12 protein-coding genes are annotated in these 14,469 nt (G+C 63.5%); 5 read left to right on the plus strand and 7 right to left on the minus strand.

Features of this window, described 5'->3' with window-relative positions; genetic code table 11:
* The first annotated feature begins 50 nt into the window (after positions 1-50).
* A complete protein-coding gene (locus PGB28_RS12610; protein ID WP_271421867.1) occupies positions 51-1,565 on the plus strand; it encodes a YifB family Mg chelatase-like AAA ATPase in 1,515 nt (504 codons plus the stop codon).
* Here PGB28_RS12610 and PGB28_RS12615 read toward each other — a convergent pair.
* From PGB28_RS12615 to rsmI, 4 genes are read right to left on the minus strand one after another with little or no spacing between them, the layout of a single operon-like run.
* Positions 1,552-2,412, minus strand: coding sequence for an alpha/beta hydrolase (locus tag PGB28_RS12615; protein ID WP_333908239.1), 861 nt, complete (start codon positions 2,410-2,412; stop codon positions 1,552-1,554). The two genes, PGB28_RS12610 and PGB28_RS12615, sit on opposite strands and share 14 nt — an antisense overlap.
* A 5-nt stretch (positions 2,413-2,417) precedes the next feature.
* Positions 2,418-3,353 (minus strand): glutathione synthase, encoded by a 936-nt coding sequence (gene gshB, locus PGB28_RS12620; RefSeq protein ID WP_271421869.1) that lies wholly within the window; start codon positions 3,351-3,353, stop codon positions 2,418-2,420.
* 59 nt (positions 3,354-3,412) lie between these two features.
* On the minus strand, positions 3,413-3,817 hold the full coding sequence (locus PGB28_RS12625; protein ID WP_271421870.1) for a YraN family protein: 405 nt from the start codon (positions 3,815-3,817) through the stop codon (positions 3,413-3,415).
* Positions 3,818-3,829: 12 nt separating this feature from the next.
* A complete protein-coding gene (gene rsmI, locus PGB28_RS12630; protein ID WP_271421871.1) occupies positions 3,830-4,717 on the minus strand; it encodes a 16S rRNA (cytidine(1402)-2'-O)-methyltransferase in 888 nt (295 codons plus the stop codon).
* An 80-nt stretch (positions 4,718-4,797) separates the two neighbouring features.
* Between rsmI and PGB28_RS12635 the strand changes: the two genes are divergently transcribed.
* From PGB28_RS12635 to PGB28_RS12650, 4 genes are all read left to right on the plus strand, one after another.
* Positions 4,798-5,994: a penicillin-binding protein activator gene (locus tag PGB28_RS12635; RefSeq protein ID WP_271421872.1), complete on the plus strand. Its 1,197-nt coding sequence runs from the start codon at positions 4,798-4,800 to the stop codon at positions 5,992-5,994.
* Positions 5,954-8,776, plus strand: a complete 2,823-nt coding sequence (locus tag PGB28_RS12640) for a [protein-PII] uridylyltransferase (protein ID WP_408636255.1) — start codon at positions 5,954-5,956, stop codon at positions 8,774-8,776. Before PGB28_RS12635 ends, PGB28_RS12640 begins: the two co-directional genes overlap by 41 nt.
* Before the next feature lie 120 nt (positions 8,777-8,896).
* Positions 8,897-10,450, plus strand: a complete 1,554-nt coding sequence (murJ, locus tag PGB28_RS12645; protein ID WP_271421873.1) for a murein biosynthesis integral membrane protein MurJ — start codon at positions 8,897-8,899, stop codon at positions 10,448-10,450.
* Positions 10,447-11,931, plus strand: coding sequence for a phospholipase D-like domain-containing protein (locus PGB28_RS12650; protein WP_271421874.1), 1,485 nt, complete (start codon positions 10,447-10,449; stop codon positions 11,929-11,931). The genes murJ and PGB28_RS12650 overlap by 4 nt, the downstream gene beginning before the upstream one ends.
* Here PGB28_RS12650 and PGB28_RS12655 read toward each other — a convergent pair.
* From PGB28_RS12655 to PGB28_RS12665, 3 genes are all read right to left on the minus strand, one after another.
* Positions 11,928-12,956, minus strand: a complete 1,029-nt coding sequence (locus tag PGB28_RS12655) for a permease (RefSeq protein WP_271421875.1) — start codon at positions 12,954-12,956, stop codon at positions 11,928-11,930. The two genes, PGB28_RS12650 and PGB28_RS12655, sit on opposite strands and share 4 nt — an antisense overlap.
* Complete coding sequence (locus tag PGB28_RS12660) at positions 12,949-13,260, minus strand: ArsR/SmtB family transcription factor (protein ID WP_271421876.1); 312 nt, start codon at positions 13,258-13,260, stop codon at positions 12,949-12,951. Before PGB28_RS12660 ends, PGB28_RS12655 begins: the two co-directional genes overlap by 8 nt.
* A 443-nt stretch (positions 13,261-13,703) precedes the next feature.
* Entirely contained in the window at positions 13,704-14,402 is a 699-nt protein-coding gene (locus tag PGB28_RS12665) for a rhomboid family intramembrane serine protease (RefSeq protein ID WP_271421877.1), read from the minus strand.
* Between the last annotated feature and the right edge of the window lie 67 nt (positions 14,403-14,469).

Below are 14,469 nucleotides of genomic sequence, written 5' to 3' on the forward strand. Positions count from 1 at the left end.
CGCCTGCGCTCGCAAAACTGGTTAACAGCTTTTCAACATGGGGAGCGGGCATGGTCGCCCTTGCCTATACCGTCGCCTTTGAGGGTGTCACCGCCCGCCCGGTCGAGGTGCAATGCGCCGTAACCCCGGGCACGCCCGCCTTTTCCATCGTGGGCCTGCCGGACAAGGCCGTGTCCGAGGCGCGCGACCGGGTGCGCAGTGCGCTCACCTCCATGGCCATCGCGCTGCCGTCGAAACGGATCACCGTTAACCTGTCGCCCGCCGACCTGCCCAAGGAAGGATCGCATTTCGACCTGCCCATCGCGCTTGGCCTGCTCGCGGCACTCAATATCATCCCCGAAGATGCGGTGCAGGGGATCGTCGCACTGGGCGAATTGTCTCTGGATGGCGGCCTGATCCCGGTGATCGGCGCGCTGCCCGCGGCCATGGCCGCCGCCGAGGACGACCGCGCGCTGCTCTGCCCGCGTGCCTCGGGTCCCGAAGCGGCCTGGGTCGGGGCCTGTCAGGTCATCGGCGCGGCGTCTCTGTCGGACGTTGTGCGCCATTTCACCGGGCAATCCCCGCTGGCCCCGTCCGAACCCGGCGAAGTCCTCCGCGCCCCGCCGGGGCGCGACCTGCGCGATGTGCGCGGGCAGGAACGGGCCAAACGCGCGCTGGAGATTGCCGCCGCAGGTCGTCATCACCTTTTGATGGTGGGCACGCCCGGATCGGGCAAATCCATGCTTGCCGCGCGCCTTCCCACGATCTTGCCGAATCTGAGCGCGGTGGAGGCGCTGGAAACCTCGATGATCCATTCGCTTGCCGGGCTGCTGGATCAGGGCGGCATTTCCCGCACCCGACCCTTTCGCGAACCGCATCACACCGCCTCCATGGCGGCCATTGTCGGCGGTGGTCGCGGTGCCAAACCGGGTGAGATCAGCCTTGCCCATAACGGCGTCCTGTTCCTGGACGAATTTCCCGAATTTCCCCGCACCGTGCTGGAAACACTGCGCCAGCCCATTGAGACCGGCGAGGTCATGGTCGCCCGCGCCAATGCGCATGTGAAATACCCCTGCCGCTTTATGCTCGTGGCCGCCGCCAACCCGTGCAAATGCGGCTACCTGCCCGACCCGGCGCGCGCCTGCTCCCGCGCGCCGGGTTGCGGCGAAGATTACATGGGCCGGATATCCGGACCGCTCATGGATCGGTTCGACCTGCGCGTTGATGTGCCCCCGGTGGCGTTCAGCGATCTCGACCTGCCCGAATCCGGTGACAGCTCCGCCGACGTTGCCGCCCGGGTCGAGGGCGCGCGACAGATCCAAAGCGAACGCTATGCCGATGCGCCTGGTGTCCGTGTGAATTCCGATGCCGAGGGCAAGCTGCTTGATGCCCATGCCGCACCGGATGACGAAGGCCGGGCGCTGCTGCTCAATGCCGCCGAGCGGTTCGGGCTGTCTGCGCGGGGCTATCACCGGGTGCTGCGCGTCGCCCGGACCATCGCCGATCTGGATGGTGAGCCTCTGGTGCGACGCCCCCATATCGCCGAGGCGCTCAGTTACCGGTTGATGGGGGTCAAAGACGTCTGATCCAGTCCGACACCTGACCCAGTGTGGCGCGCGCCTCGGGCAGAAGCGTGTGAAAAAGCGGCCAGACATGCGGCAGATCATGGGCGATCACTTCCGTGACCTGCACACCCTGCTCCCTCAGCCGCTCGGTCATGCGCCGCGTATCGTCCAGCAGGATTTCGGTATCTCCGGCACATAGCCAAACCGGCGGTGCACCGGTGAAGGCAGCAAAAAGCGGTGACGCGCGCGGGTCGTTAGGGTCCGCGCCCTGCAGATACATGTCGGTCATATCCCCCGTCCGCTCTGCGGGCAGTACAACATCCGACGCCGCGTTGCTGCGCAAACTTTCTCCGGAACCGGTAAAATCCGTCAGAGGAGAAAAGGCAAACAGCCCCTTTGGCAAGGGCAGGCCAAGGCGCAGGATTTCCGCTAGAAGCGCCAGGGCCAACCCGCCCCCGGCGCTGTCGCCGCCCAAGACAACGCCGCCGGGCGTCTCCATGACCGCGCTGTAGACCTCCAGCGCATCCTCGACAGCGGCGGGAAAGGGATGTTCGGGCGCTTTGCGATAGTCCGGCAGGATCAGCCCGCACCCGACACGGCGCGCGATCTGCGCCAACATCGCCTTATGCGTGGTGGGCGAACCAAAGACATAGCCGCCGCCGTGAAAATACAGCAGCAATGGCGCCACCCCGTCGCGCCGCAGCACCGGCACACCCGCGATCCGGGTCTTGGTAAACCCGCGACCCCGTGGCAGGAAGAACAGCCGCGCGTTGACCTCAAGCGCCCGGCGCAGGGCTCCCGGCGACTTGGCATTGCGCAACCGCCGCTTCTCCATCACCCGTAGATAAGGGTTGAGAAGGCGGCGCATCAGGCTCATCCGAGCTTGGCCTCGATGGCCTCCCAGATCTTTTCTGCCACGTTGATCCCGTCAAAACGCTCCAGTTCCTGGATACCGGTAGGCGAGGTCACATTGATTTCCGTCAGCCAGTTGCCAATCACGTCAATACCGACAAAAACCTGACCCTTTTCGCGCAGAAGCGGCCCGATCCGGGCGCAGATTTCGCGGTCCCGGTCGCTCAGCTCCACCTTTTCGGGGCGTCCGCCCACATGCATGTTCGACCGGGTCTCGCCCTTGGCGGGAACCCGGTTGATCGCGCCGACCGGCTCGCCATCAACGAGGATCACGCGCTTGTCGCCCTTGCTTACGTCGGGCAGGTATTTCTGCGCGATCAGCGGCTCCCGCGAGAACCCGGTGAACAGCTCATGTAGCGAGGTCAGATTGTTGTCACTGGAGAGCAGCTTGAATACCCCGGCACCGCCATTGCCGTAGAGCGGCTTGAGGATCATGTCGCCATGCTTGTCGCGGAATGCCTTGAGCGTGTCGAGATCGCGGGCAATCGTGGTCGGCGGCGTCAGGTCGGGAAAATCCAGAACCAGCAGTTTTTCAGGGTAATTACGCACCCAGAACGGATCATTGACCACCAGCGTCTGACCGCGAAGCCGGCCCAGAAGATGGGTCAGCGTGATGTAATGCATGTCAAACGGCGGGTCCTGGCGGAGCCAGACCACGTCAAACTCGCCCAGATCAACCTCACGCATCTCGCCCAGTTCGGCGTGAGCGCCCTGCACCCGTTGCACGCGCAGGTCCTGACCGCGTGCGGTGATCCGCCCCTCCTGATAGGCGAGATGATCGGGCAGATAGTAGAAAAGCTCGTGCCCCCGTGCCTGCGCCTCCTCGGCGATACGGAACGTGCTGTCGGCATTGATATCCACGGCCCCGATCGGGTCCATCTGAAAGGCGATTTTCATGGGCGACCCCCGCTGTTGTCGCCTCTTCATGACCCAAGCGGGGGGCAGGATCAACTCGGTCAGTAGCCCAGCAGGGCATTCTCTTCGATCTGCACCCGGCCCTGCCCGTCCACCAGAGCGGCATCAAAACGCCGTTCCGTCAATTGGCCCTGCGGGCGCAGACCAACATATTCCTCGCCCGCCGCATGCAGGCGCGCGATCTGCTTTGGAGTGATTAGAGCCATGGCACTATCGAAATCGCGGCTGGTTTTTACCTCGACAAAAACAACGGTTCCGTCCGCCTCAAGAAAGACGAGGTCAATCTCGCCCGAACGCCCGCGCCAGCGCCGCTCGAGCGGCTCCAGCCCGGCCGCGCGGTAAACACGTTCTACTGCCGCTTCCGCGGCCAGTCCTGACAGGTGGTTGCGCCGCCCCCGGTGGTGCAGCGCGCTATCCGTGTCATGACCCAAGGAACCCAGCGACATCGCCTCCTCCTCTCAGTCCTCCGCCGAGAGTTTTAGGGCCAGTGAATAAATTTTTCGTTTATTCACGCCCTGTCCCTTGGCCACCATCTCGGCGGCATCTCGTACCGACATGGTTTTCAGTGCCTCGCGCAGCTGGGTTTCCACATCGTCCTCGCTGGCCTCTTGTCCGGTGCCGCGCCCGATCACGACAACAACCTCCCCCTTGACCGGCGCGGTTTCAACGCCCTGTGCCAGTTCGCCCAGCGTACCACGGCGCACCTCTTCGAATTTCTTGGTCAGTTCCCGACATAAGGCCGCTTCACGCTCCTCCCCGAGAACCCGCGCGGCGTCTGCCAGCATCGCGCCCACCCTGCGGGGCGATTCGTAAAACACCAGCGTTGCCGCCACATCCGCCATATCCGCCAGCGCGCTTCGGCGGGCGGCCTTGCTGGAAGGAAGAAAGCCCGCGAACAGGAACCGGTCCGTCGGAAGCCCCGCGACATTCAGCGCCGTCAGCACCGCCGATGCCCCCGGCGCGGCCTGAAGCGGCAGCCCCTGCTCAACCACAGCGCGAGAAAGATCAAACCCCGGATCCGAAATCAGCGGCGTGCCCGCCTCCGACGCATAGGCCACAGATTTGCCCTCGGACAGCGCCTGCAACAGCACCGGGCGCATTTTGGCCCCGTTATGTTCGTGATAGGCCAGCACCTTGCGCCCCTCCAACGGAATTCCATGGATTTCCATCAGCTTGCGCAGCGACCGCGTGTCCTCGGCCACCAGCAGATCCGCCGCGGCCAATACATCCATGGCGCGTAACGTGATGTCGCGCGCATTGCCGATGGGCACGGCCACGAAATACAATCCCGGTCGTAGCGCGCGGGCATCCCATTGCCGGTTTCCGGTCTCTTCCCGATTCCCCACTGGACCCGCCTCGCTCTGTGATTATTATCGCGCCTGACCTCCGCGAACGCCCAAATGCCCAACAGAAGTGAGATTTGCCCATGTTTGCCGTTTTGTCCGCCGCCCGCAAGCGGCTGAACCCGCGCCGTTTTACCCGTGTCACTTCCGCGATACTCGGATTGGCGGCCCTGTCCGCCTGTGGTCCGGTGAGCCTTGGCGGGGTGAGCGGCGGCAGCAGCGGACCGCGCATCAACACCGATACGCCGGTCCCGGTCGCGCTTTTGATTCCCAAAAGCGATGCAGGCGCGGGCGTGGTGGCTCAATCGCTTGAGAATGCCGCGCGTCTGGCGATTGCCGATCTGGACGGTGTGAAGATCGACCTGCGGGTCTATGACACGGCAGGCAACCCCGCACGCGCCGGGGCAATGGCGCAACAAGCCGTCGATGAAGGCGCCAAGATCATCCTTGGGCCACTCTTTGCCGAGGCCGCTGTCGCGGCGGGCAATGCGGTTGCCGATGATGGCGTCAATGTTCTGGCCTTTTCCAACAATCCCGCCATCGCGGGCGGCAATGTCTTTGTGCTTGGACCGACCTTCCGCAACACCGCGAACCGGCTGATGAGCTTTGCCAAGCAACAGGGCAAGAGCAGCGTGGCGGTTGTCTATCCCAATAATGTCGAAGGCCAGTTCGGCAAGGCCGCGATTGAAGCCGCCGCCGGGGCCAACGGCATCCGCGTGGCGGGATCGGAGAGCTTCGAATTCTCGCAACAGGGCGTGATCGCCGCCATGCCGCGCATCGCCAATGCAGCGGCGGGGGCAGATGCCGTGTTCCTGACCTCTGGGTCGGCAGGTGCCCTTCCGCTTCTGGTTCAGCTTTTGCCCGAAAACGGCATCAGCCCCGAGGCCAAGCAATATATCGGTCTTGCGCGCTGGGACGTGCCGCCGCAAACACTGGAGCTGCCCGGGGTACAGGGCGGCTGGTTCACCCTGCCCGATCAGACCATGACTGCCAATTTCAATGCGCGCTATCAGGGCGCTTACGGCAAGGCCCCGCATCAGCTTGGCGGGTTGGCCTTTGACGGGGTTGCGGCAATCGGCGCGCTTGTGTCGCAGGGCAAATCCGATGCACTCACCACCGGTGCGCTGACCCAGGGCGCTGGTTTCCAGGGTGTTGGCGGTGTATTCCGCCTGCGCGCCGATGGCACAAACGAACGCGCTTTGGCCGTGGCCACCGTGCGCGACAAGAAAGTGGTAATCCTTGACCCAGCACCCAGACGTTTCGGCGGCGCAGGATTCTGAACAGGCGCCGGACCAATCCGCAGACCTGACACCTTATTTCGAGACCGAAGGGCTGATCCGCCCTTCGGTTGAAATCCTTGACGCCAAGGCCTTGCGTGCGGAAATCGACGCGTTGGACCGGGATGACCCGGGCGCGCTGCGCTCGGCAGTGGTCAGGCTTCTTCTGGCCCGGCGCAAGGCCGGTATGGCCGCCATTGCAGACGGTTTCCGCGCCCAGCCGTTGGAGGCCCGGGCCGCGACACGCAGCTATACCTGGCTGACGGATCAGCTTGTGCTGAATGCCTGGCATGTTGCGCATGACATCCTGCACCCGAACCCCACCCCGACCGAGGGCGAAAAGCTCGCGCTGATTGCGGTGGGCGGGTACGGGCGCGGTGAAATGGCACCGCAATCCGATGTCGATCTGCTGTTTCTGACCCCGTACAAGATCACGTCATGGGCCGAAAGCGTCATTGAATCCCTGCTCTATATCCTGTGGGATCTGCGGCTGAAGGTCGGGCATGCCTCGCGCACGATCAAGGATTGCATCCGGTTGGGCGGCGATGATTTCACCATCCGCACAGCGCTGCTTGAACATCGGTTTCTTGACGGGGACGCCGCGCTGGCTGCGGAACTGAACGCCCGCCTGACGTCCGACCTGTTCAAGGGGTCAGAGCGTGAATTCGTCGAGGCCAAGCTCGAAGAACGCGACGCGCGCCACCGCAAGCAGGGCGGTCAGCGTTACATGGTCGAGCCCAATGTCAAGGAAGGCAAGGGTGGGCTCCGCGATCTGCAATCACTCTACTGGATTGCAAAATACGTGCATCATGTGGACCATTCCTCGGATCTGGTGCCCATGGGCGTGTTTCGCCCCGAAGAATACGACACCTTTCAGATGGCCGAGGCCTTTCTCTGGGCAACACGCTGCCACCTGCACCTGATCACCGGGCGCCCGCAGGAACAGCTCACATTCGATCTGCAAGTCGAAGTGGCCGAAGCGATGGGGTATGAGGACCGTGGCGGTCGTCGGGCCGTCGAGCATTTCATGCAGGATTACTTCCGCCACGCCACGTCGGTGGGCGATCTGACCCGCATTTTCCTGACGTCGCTTGAAGCCGATCACACCAAGGGGCCGCCGCTGCTTGAACGCATCTTCAGCCGCCGCCGCAAGGTCAAGGAGGGCTATGAAGTATCCCACGGGCGGCTCAACATTTCCGACCCCGAAGGCTTTCTCAAGGACAAGCTCAACATGCTGAGCCTGTTCGAAGAGGCGCTGCGCACCGGGTTACTGATCCATCCCGACGCCATGCGGCTGGTCAAGGCGAACCTGAACCTGATCGACGATCAGATGCGCAACGATCCCCTGGCGGCAAAGCTCTTCCTTGATCTGCTGCTGAAACATGGCAATCCCGAACGCGCCCTGCGCCGGATGAACGAACTGGGCGTGCTGTCGACCTTTATCCCCGAGTTCGAGCCCATCGTCGCGATGATGCAGTTCAACATGTATCACCACTACACGGTGGACGAACACACGATCCAGGTGATCCACCATCTGGCCGAGATCGAGCGCGGAGAACTGGGCGAGGAGCTGCCCGTCTCGACCGAGATCATCGAAACCGGTATCGACCGGCGTGTGCTTTACGTGGCGATGCTGCTGCACGATATCGGCAAGGGTCGCGACGAGGATCATTCGATCCTGGGCGCCCGCATCGCCCGTACCGTCGCGCCGCGCCTGGGCCTGAACAAGGACGAAGCGGATACCGTGGAATGGCTGGTGCGCTATCACCTGCTCATGTCCGACATGGCCCAGAAACGCGACATCGCCGATCCGCGCACCGTGCGCGACTTTGCCAAGGCGGTAAAGACGATCGACCGGTTGAACCTTCTGACGGTGCTGACCGTCTGCGACATTCGCGGCGTCGGGCCGGACACCTGGAACAACTGGAAAGCCGTTCTGATCCGCGCGCTTTACCGCCAGACCCGCCGCGCGATGGAAGACGGGATGGAGGCGCTCAACCGCGAGAACCGCGGTGCCGAGGCCAAGAAGCTTTTGCGCGACAAGCTTGGCGATTGGCCCAAGAAGGATATCAAGACCGAAACCGCACGCCATTACCCGCCTTATTGGCAGGGCCTGCACGTCACCGCGCATGTGGTCTTTGCCAACCTGCTGCGCGACCTGGGCGATGACGAGATCGCCATTGATCTGGCCGTGGACGAAGACCGCGACGCGACCCGGGCCTGTTTCGCCATGGCCGATCACCCGGGCATCTTCAGCCGCATGTGCGGTGCGCTCACGCTTGTGGGGGCCAATGTGGTCGATGCACGGACCTTTACCACCAAGGACGGGTTCGCCACGGCGGCGTTCTGGATTCAGGATGCCGAAGGCTCGCCTTTTGAACAGTCCCGCCTGCCGCGCCTGCGCGACATGATCCACAAGACCCTGATGGGCGAGGTCGTGGCCCGCGACGCGATCCAGTCCCGCGACAAGATCAAGAAACGCGAACGCGCCTTCCGCGTGCCGACCCATATCACCTTTGATAATGACGGCTCCGAGATCTACACGATCATCGAGGTGGACACCCGCGACCGGCCGGGCCTGCTTTATGATCTGACCCGGACGCTGGCCAATGCCAATGTCTATATCTCCTCGGCCGTGATCGCCACCTATGGCGAACAGGTGGTGGACAGCTTCTATGTCAAGGACATGTTCGGGCTGAAATTCCATTCGCCGTCGAAACAGGCGGCGCTGGAGAAGAAACTGCGACTGGCGATAACCGAAGGGTCCGAGCGGGCGCATAGCTGATCCGCGTCTGCTTCTTTCCACCACGGCCTTTGGTCGCCGCCGGGCAGCATTCCCCGATGTCCGGCCTTCCCCCGCTCTGTCCTTTGCTCTAATCCAGAGGCGAGGCAAGCCGAGGATAACATGAAACCCATCCGCCTGATAACGGGCATCTTTACCGTCGGGCTGTGGACGCTCCTGAGCCGTGTTCTTGGCGTCGTGCGCGAAGTGCTGATCCTTGGCCTCATCGGTCCTGGTCCGGTGATGGATGCCTTTGTCGCGGCCTTCCGGCTGCCCAACATGTTCCGCCGCTTCTTTGCCGAAGGTGCCTTCAACGCGGCCTTTGTGCCGATGTTTTCCAAGCGGCTTGAGGCGCAGGACAACCCCGAACGCTTCGCCTCCGAGGCATTTTCCGGGCTGGCCTTTATCCTCATGGTGCTGACCGGGTTGTCGCTGGTTTTCATGCCTGCGCTGGTCTACGCCACTGCCGAAGGGTTCGCAGGCACAGAACGCTTTGATCTGACCGTCGAATTCGGGCGCGTGATCTTTCCTTATATCCTGTTCATCTCTCTCGCAGCATTGTTTTCCGGCATGCTCAACGCCGCAGGGCACTTCGCCGCCGCCGCCGCTGCGCCGGTGCTGCTCAATATCTTTGTCATCACTACCATGGGATTGGCCGCCGTACTGGATGGCCCGATTGTGAAGGTGTTGATCTGGACCGTTCCTTTCTCGGGCGTGGCACAGCTTGCGCTGGTCTGGATCGCCACGCGGCGCGCCGGGTTCCGGCTGGACTGGAAACTGCCGCGCCTGACGCCGGATATGAAACACCTGGCTATCGTCGCCCTTCCCGCCGCGCTGGCCGGTGGGGTGATGCAGATCAACCTGCTGGTCGGCCAACAGGTGGCGTCGAATTTTGAAAAGGCCGTGGGCTGGCTCTATGCCGCCGACCGGCTGTATCAATTGCCGCTGGGCGTGGTGGGCATTGCCACCGGTATCGTGCTCTTGCCGGACCTGTCCCGCCGGCTCAAGGCACAGGATGACACCGGAGCGCGAGAGGCGTTTTCCCGCGCCAGCGAGATTGCACTGGCGCTCACCATCCCCTGCGCCGTGGCGCTGTTCGTGATCCCGCTGCCGCTGGTCTCGGTGCTGTTCGAACGTGGTGCGACCACCTCCGACGACAGCGCCGCCATGGCCGTGGCGGTGGCCATTTACGGGCTCGGCCTGCCCGCCTTTATCCTGCAAAAGCTGTTGCAGCCGCTTTTCTTTGCCCGCGAAGACACCAAGAGCCCGTTCCGCTTTGCTGTCTGGGCAATGATCGTGAACGCCGTGCTGGCGGTTGGCCTGTCCTATGTGCTGGGCTGGATCGCCCCGGCCATTGCCACTACGCTGGCGGGCTGGGCGATGTTTGTCATGCTTGCCTTTGGTGCGCGCCGCATGGGCGATGTCGCCCGGTTCGATCCGCGCTTTCGCCGCCGTATCTGGCGCATTGTGCTGGCCTCGCTGCTGATGGGGGTCGTGCTGTGGGGGCTGAACGCGGCGCTGGGGCAATATCTGTTCATGGATTACGTCCGCTACCCGGCACTGGCGGTGCTGATCACGCTGGGATCACTCAGCTATTTCGGCTTTGGCCAGGTGCTGGGCGCGTTCTCCTGGCGCGAGCTTCGGGACACGCTGCGGCGCAGGAGGTCAGGCACGTGACGCTCACGCCACTGATCACTGCGGCGCAGGGATTTCCGGCGCTGGAACGGCTTGTATCCGAGGCGCGCGAAGAGGTGTTCCTGTCCTTCCGGATCTTTGACCCGGAGACACCGCTGCGCCTGCCTGAGGTACGGGCGCGCGGCCTGACCACCTGGACCGACCTTCTGGCCGAGGTTGCCCGTCGCGGCGTGTCCCTGCGCATCCTGCTGGCCGATTTCGACCCGCTCTTTACCGCCGATCTGCATCGTCTGGCCTGGCGTTCTGCACAACTTATCAAAACCGCTGTTGCGGGCGACACCCGCGTGCTCTGTGCCCCGCACGGGCAGGAGGCCGGGCCGCTCTGGCATCTGCTCATGCGCGGCAGGATCAAACGCGCGCTGGACAACCTGCGCAGCCGCGATCCCGGTGACCTCACGCCGGTGGAACAGACCATCCTGCGCGGCAGCACCGTGTTGCGCCCGGTCACCATTCACCAGAAATTCGCCGTGGCCGATGGCCGGGTCAGCGTAATTGGCGGGCTGGACATCAACGAACGCCGCTTTGACACGCCCGACCATGACCGCCCCGCCGATGAGACATGGCATGACATGAGCATGCAGGTCACCGACGAACGCTTTGGCGCGGCGCTGCGCCACCATTTTGCCCAAAGCTGGAACAGCGCGCTGGACTGCGGGGCCAGCCCGTCAGACGGCGATCTGACACCTCTGGACGTTGCCGCACCGGAACGGCTGGAGGATCCGGCACTTGTGCGCACCCTGTCTGCGCCCTGTCGCGGGGCCGGGCGGCTGAGTCCCGACAACCGGATTGCCGAACATGAAGAAACGCTGATCACCGCCATCCGCGATGCCCGCAACAGCATCTATCTGGAAACCCAGTTCCTGCGCCACAAACCCATTGCCAACGCATTGGTACAGTCCGCCGGGCAAAACCCGGACCTCAACCTCATCGCGCTCATGCCGCCCTTTGCAGAACGGGTGCTGTTCAACAGCGACCATGGCTGGGATGCCCGCCACGCCCATGCGCTACAGGTCCGCGCGCTGGCCCGCATTCGCGATGCATTCGGCCCGCGCGCCGCGCTTGTGGCCCCGGCCCGGCCCATCGCGGCGGATGATGTCGGCCCGGCCCTGCATGGCGCCGAACCGGTCTATGTGCATTCCAAGGTAACGCTGATCGACGATGATTTCGGGCTTGTCGGCTCGGCCAATCTCAACGGCCGGTCCTTGCGCTGGGATACCGAAGCCTCGGTCCGCTTCCATGATCCCGGCACGGTGGCCGATCTGCGGGCGCAACTGGCAAACAAATGGTTGGGCGAGGCCGCGAAGGGTGCGGACATCACCCGCGCCGCCACATGGCAGGAGGCCGCCAAACGCAATGCCCGACGCGCGCCCGAGGCGCGCGTCGGGTTCGTTCTGCCCTATCCGCTGGAGCAGGTTCAGCGGTTCTCGCGCAGCCTGCCCTTTCTGCCGGACGACATGTTCTAGATCACTGCGCCAAAGACCAGCCCGGACAGGATCGCGCCCGAGATACCCAGCCCGAGATAGGCGGCAAAGACCCGTGGTTTGACCAGCGACCAAACCGCCGCCATCGCCGGGATCGAACTGACCGCGCCCGCGATCATGAAGGACATGGCTGCCCCCGCCGTCATCCCCTGCTCCATCAACCCGGCCAGAAGCGGCGGAGCCACATAGGAATTGAGATAAGCGGGCATGCCGACAAAGGCCGCGATCACCACGGGCAACGCCCCTTCACCGCCCACGACACCGGCGATCAGTTCTGCCGGGACATAGGTGACCAGAAGCGCCTCAAGCATATAGGCCAATGCCAGCCATTTCATCAGGAACAGCGCGTTCTCGACCAACTGCACACGGAACTCGTCGCGGCGGTTGTCCTTGGTCCAGAAACGCCAGACCGGACTCCCCTCGAACGGCGACGGACCACAGCCGCAGCAGCCGCCCGACTGGCGCGGGCGCAGGACATTCGTGAACGCTCCCGTGCCCATCACTGCCTTCAGAGCAAAGCCGCCAAACAGCCCCAGGGACACAGCCGCCACCGCCTTGCCAATAGCAAAGGGCCAGCCCAGCGCCGCCGCGGTGATCAGCAAGGTTGGCGGGTCGATCAGAGGCGAAGACAGCCAGAACGCCATCACCGCCGGAAGCGGCGCACCCAGCGCCAGAAGCCCGGCGATAAACGGGATTACCTCGCAGGAACAGAATGGGGCCAACCCGCCGAACAGCGCGGCCATGATGATGCTCTGCGTCTGACGGCCCTCAAAAGCCTGCGCAATCATCGCCTCGGCCCCGGCGGCCTTGAGATAGGCGAGCATCAGCACTGCCACGATGATGAAGGGCAGTGTGCCGCCCAGCGCGCGCACGGCAAACGTGATAATCTCGCCAGTGCGGGCAGGGTCCAACAGCGCCACAAGCATCGGGATCAACACCACCAGCGTCCAGGGCGTTTTCAGATGCGCCAGCCAATCACGTTTCGGGGTTTGTGTCACATCAACCATGGTTGGCCGCCTCTCGAGGCTCATCCGCACAGCATTCGCTGAGAATGAATTGCGCAAGATCGCGCAGCTGGGAGTAATCAGCCCGGTTGATGGTCATCCGGCCCTGTTTCTTCTGCACGATCACCCCCGCGCCCGAGAGGAATTTGAGGTGATGCGCCAGCGTCGAGGGCGCTATGCCGCTGCGCTCCTGCAAGTCAGACACGGTCAATCCGCCCTCTCCTGCCCTGATCAGCAGGCGCAGCACCTGTAGCCGTGCCTCTGACCCCATGGCGGCAAATCCTGCCGCGGCCTGTTCCCAATCCATGTCGCCACCTATTTATTCGATATAACTAGTTTTATAGTTTTTATGTCGATCGCGCAACCGCGATGTTTCTGAACCTGACACGGCATGGGTCAGGCGGCAGAAATCACTGGCGAAATGGTCAGGGGGCGGGTGTGAGCCCGAAGGGGACGTGGCCCGCGCGGAATCAAGGCCGAAGGCCGCCGCGCGATCGCCAGACCGCCCGCAAGGGCTGGCGATTTGGGGGCAACGGCGCGTCCTTCAGGGCTTTTGCGGGTTTGGCAAAGATAAAGTGGCCCTAACTGCCGTTGGATCGCCATCCCGCGGTCTGGCCATCGCGCGTCGTGCGCAATGCCCGCTTTGTCCCGCATGTCGGTCACTCGCCACCCAACTTTACAAAGCCCGCTTTCTGCGCGTACCCGACGCTCGAAGCCTCGCAAAGCGGCACCACGCGTCCCTACACGGCTTCACCGGCGCAACCGTTCGAGCATCTTCTGCCACCCGCCCGGGACGAACAGGATCGACAGCCCGAACCCCGCGCCGAACCCCACGAAATCCGCCAGCCAGGTGGCATCGGTCCCATAAAGCAGCGCAAATACCAGCCGGATGAACAGCAACCCGCCGATCAGAATGAAGGCGCGGATCTGCGGCCCGCCCTCTTCGCCAAGACGTTGCCAGAGCAGAAAGGTGAACCCGCCGATCAACCCGTAGACACCCGGAAACCCACCAAAGAGCGGTGCCGGGTCGTCCAATACCAGCGCATAGCCCAAGGCACCCAGAACCGATGCGCCAAAGAAAATCACCAGCGTCGCAATGCTGCCCATGGCCTCGGCCACCATCTTGCCCAGCGCCAGAAGCAGCACACAGACAAACAGGGCATGACTGAAATTGGCCTGCACGAAGGGATAGGTGACAAAGCGCATCAGCTGATCGGCCGGATAGTTCCCATTGGCGATCATCCAGTCGAACACCGCTCCGGAAAAAGCATAGGCCTGCAGCGCCTCCAGCCGCCAGCCCACGGCCCCCGGCCCGCCGACAAAACCGCGCGCGCCCGCCATGAACACCAGTTCGATCCCGGCGATTACCAGGAACAGCGCCACCACCACCGTTGGCAAGGGATTGACCGGCGGCTGATTGTGGGGCTCGGGGGATAAAGGGTCTGACATGCTGGCGCTCCGGCTTCACGGGGCCGGCATCTGCTTGACGGCCCATTGGGGCATGGGTAAGCGACCA

The sequence above is a fragment of the Primorskyibacter aestuariivivens genome, assembly GCF_028023675.1.
GTDB lineage: Bacteria > Pseudomonadota > Alphaproteobacteria > Rhodobacterales > Rhodobacteraceae > Marinovum > Marinovum aestuariivivens.

Excerpts from the sequence above, each read along its gene's own strand:
- PGB28_RS12610 (WP_271421867.1), top strand. The coding sequence starts at position 51 with ATGGTCGCCCTTGCCTATACCGTCGCCTTTGAGGGTGTCACCGCCCGC.
- PGB28_RS12615 (WP_333908239.1), bottom strand. The coding sequence starts at position 2,412 with ATGCGCCGCCTTCTCAACCCTTATCTACGGGTGATGGAGAAGCGGCGG.
- gshB (WP_271421869.1), bottom strand. The coding sequence starts at position 3,353 with ATGAAAATCGCCTTTCAGATGGACCCGATCGGGGCCGTGGATATCAAT.
- PGB28_RS12625 (WP_271421870.1), bottom strand. The coding sequence starts at position 3,817 with ATGTCGCTGGGTTCCTTGGGTCATGACACGGATAGCGCGCTGCACCAC.
- PGB28_RS12635 (WP_271421872.1), top strand. The coding sequence starts at position 4,798 with ATGTTTGCCGTTTTGTCCGCCGCCCGCAAGCGGCTGAACCCGCGCCGT.
- murJ (WP_271421873.1), top strand. The coding sequence starts at position 8,897 with ATGAAACCCATCCGCCTGATAACGGGCATCTTTACCGTCGGGCTGTGG.
- PGB28_RS12655 (WP_271421875.1), bottom strand. The coding sequence starts at position 12,956 with ATGGTTGATGTGACACAAACCCCGAAACGTGATTGGCTGGCGCATCTG.
- PGB28_RS12660 (WP_271421876.1), bottom strand. The coding sequence starts at position 13,260 with ATGGATTGGGAACAGGCCGCGGCAGGATTTGCCGCCATGGGGTCAGAG.
- PGB28_RS12665 (WP_271421877.1), bottom strand. The coding sequence starts at position 14,402 with ATGTCAGACCCTTTATCCCCCGAGCCCCACAATCAGCCGCCGGTCAAT.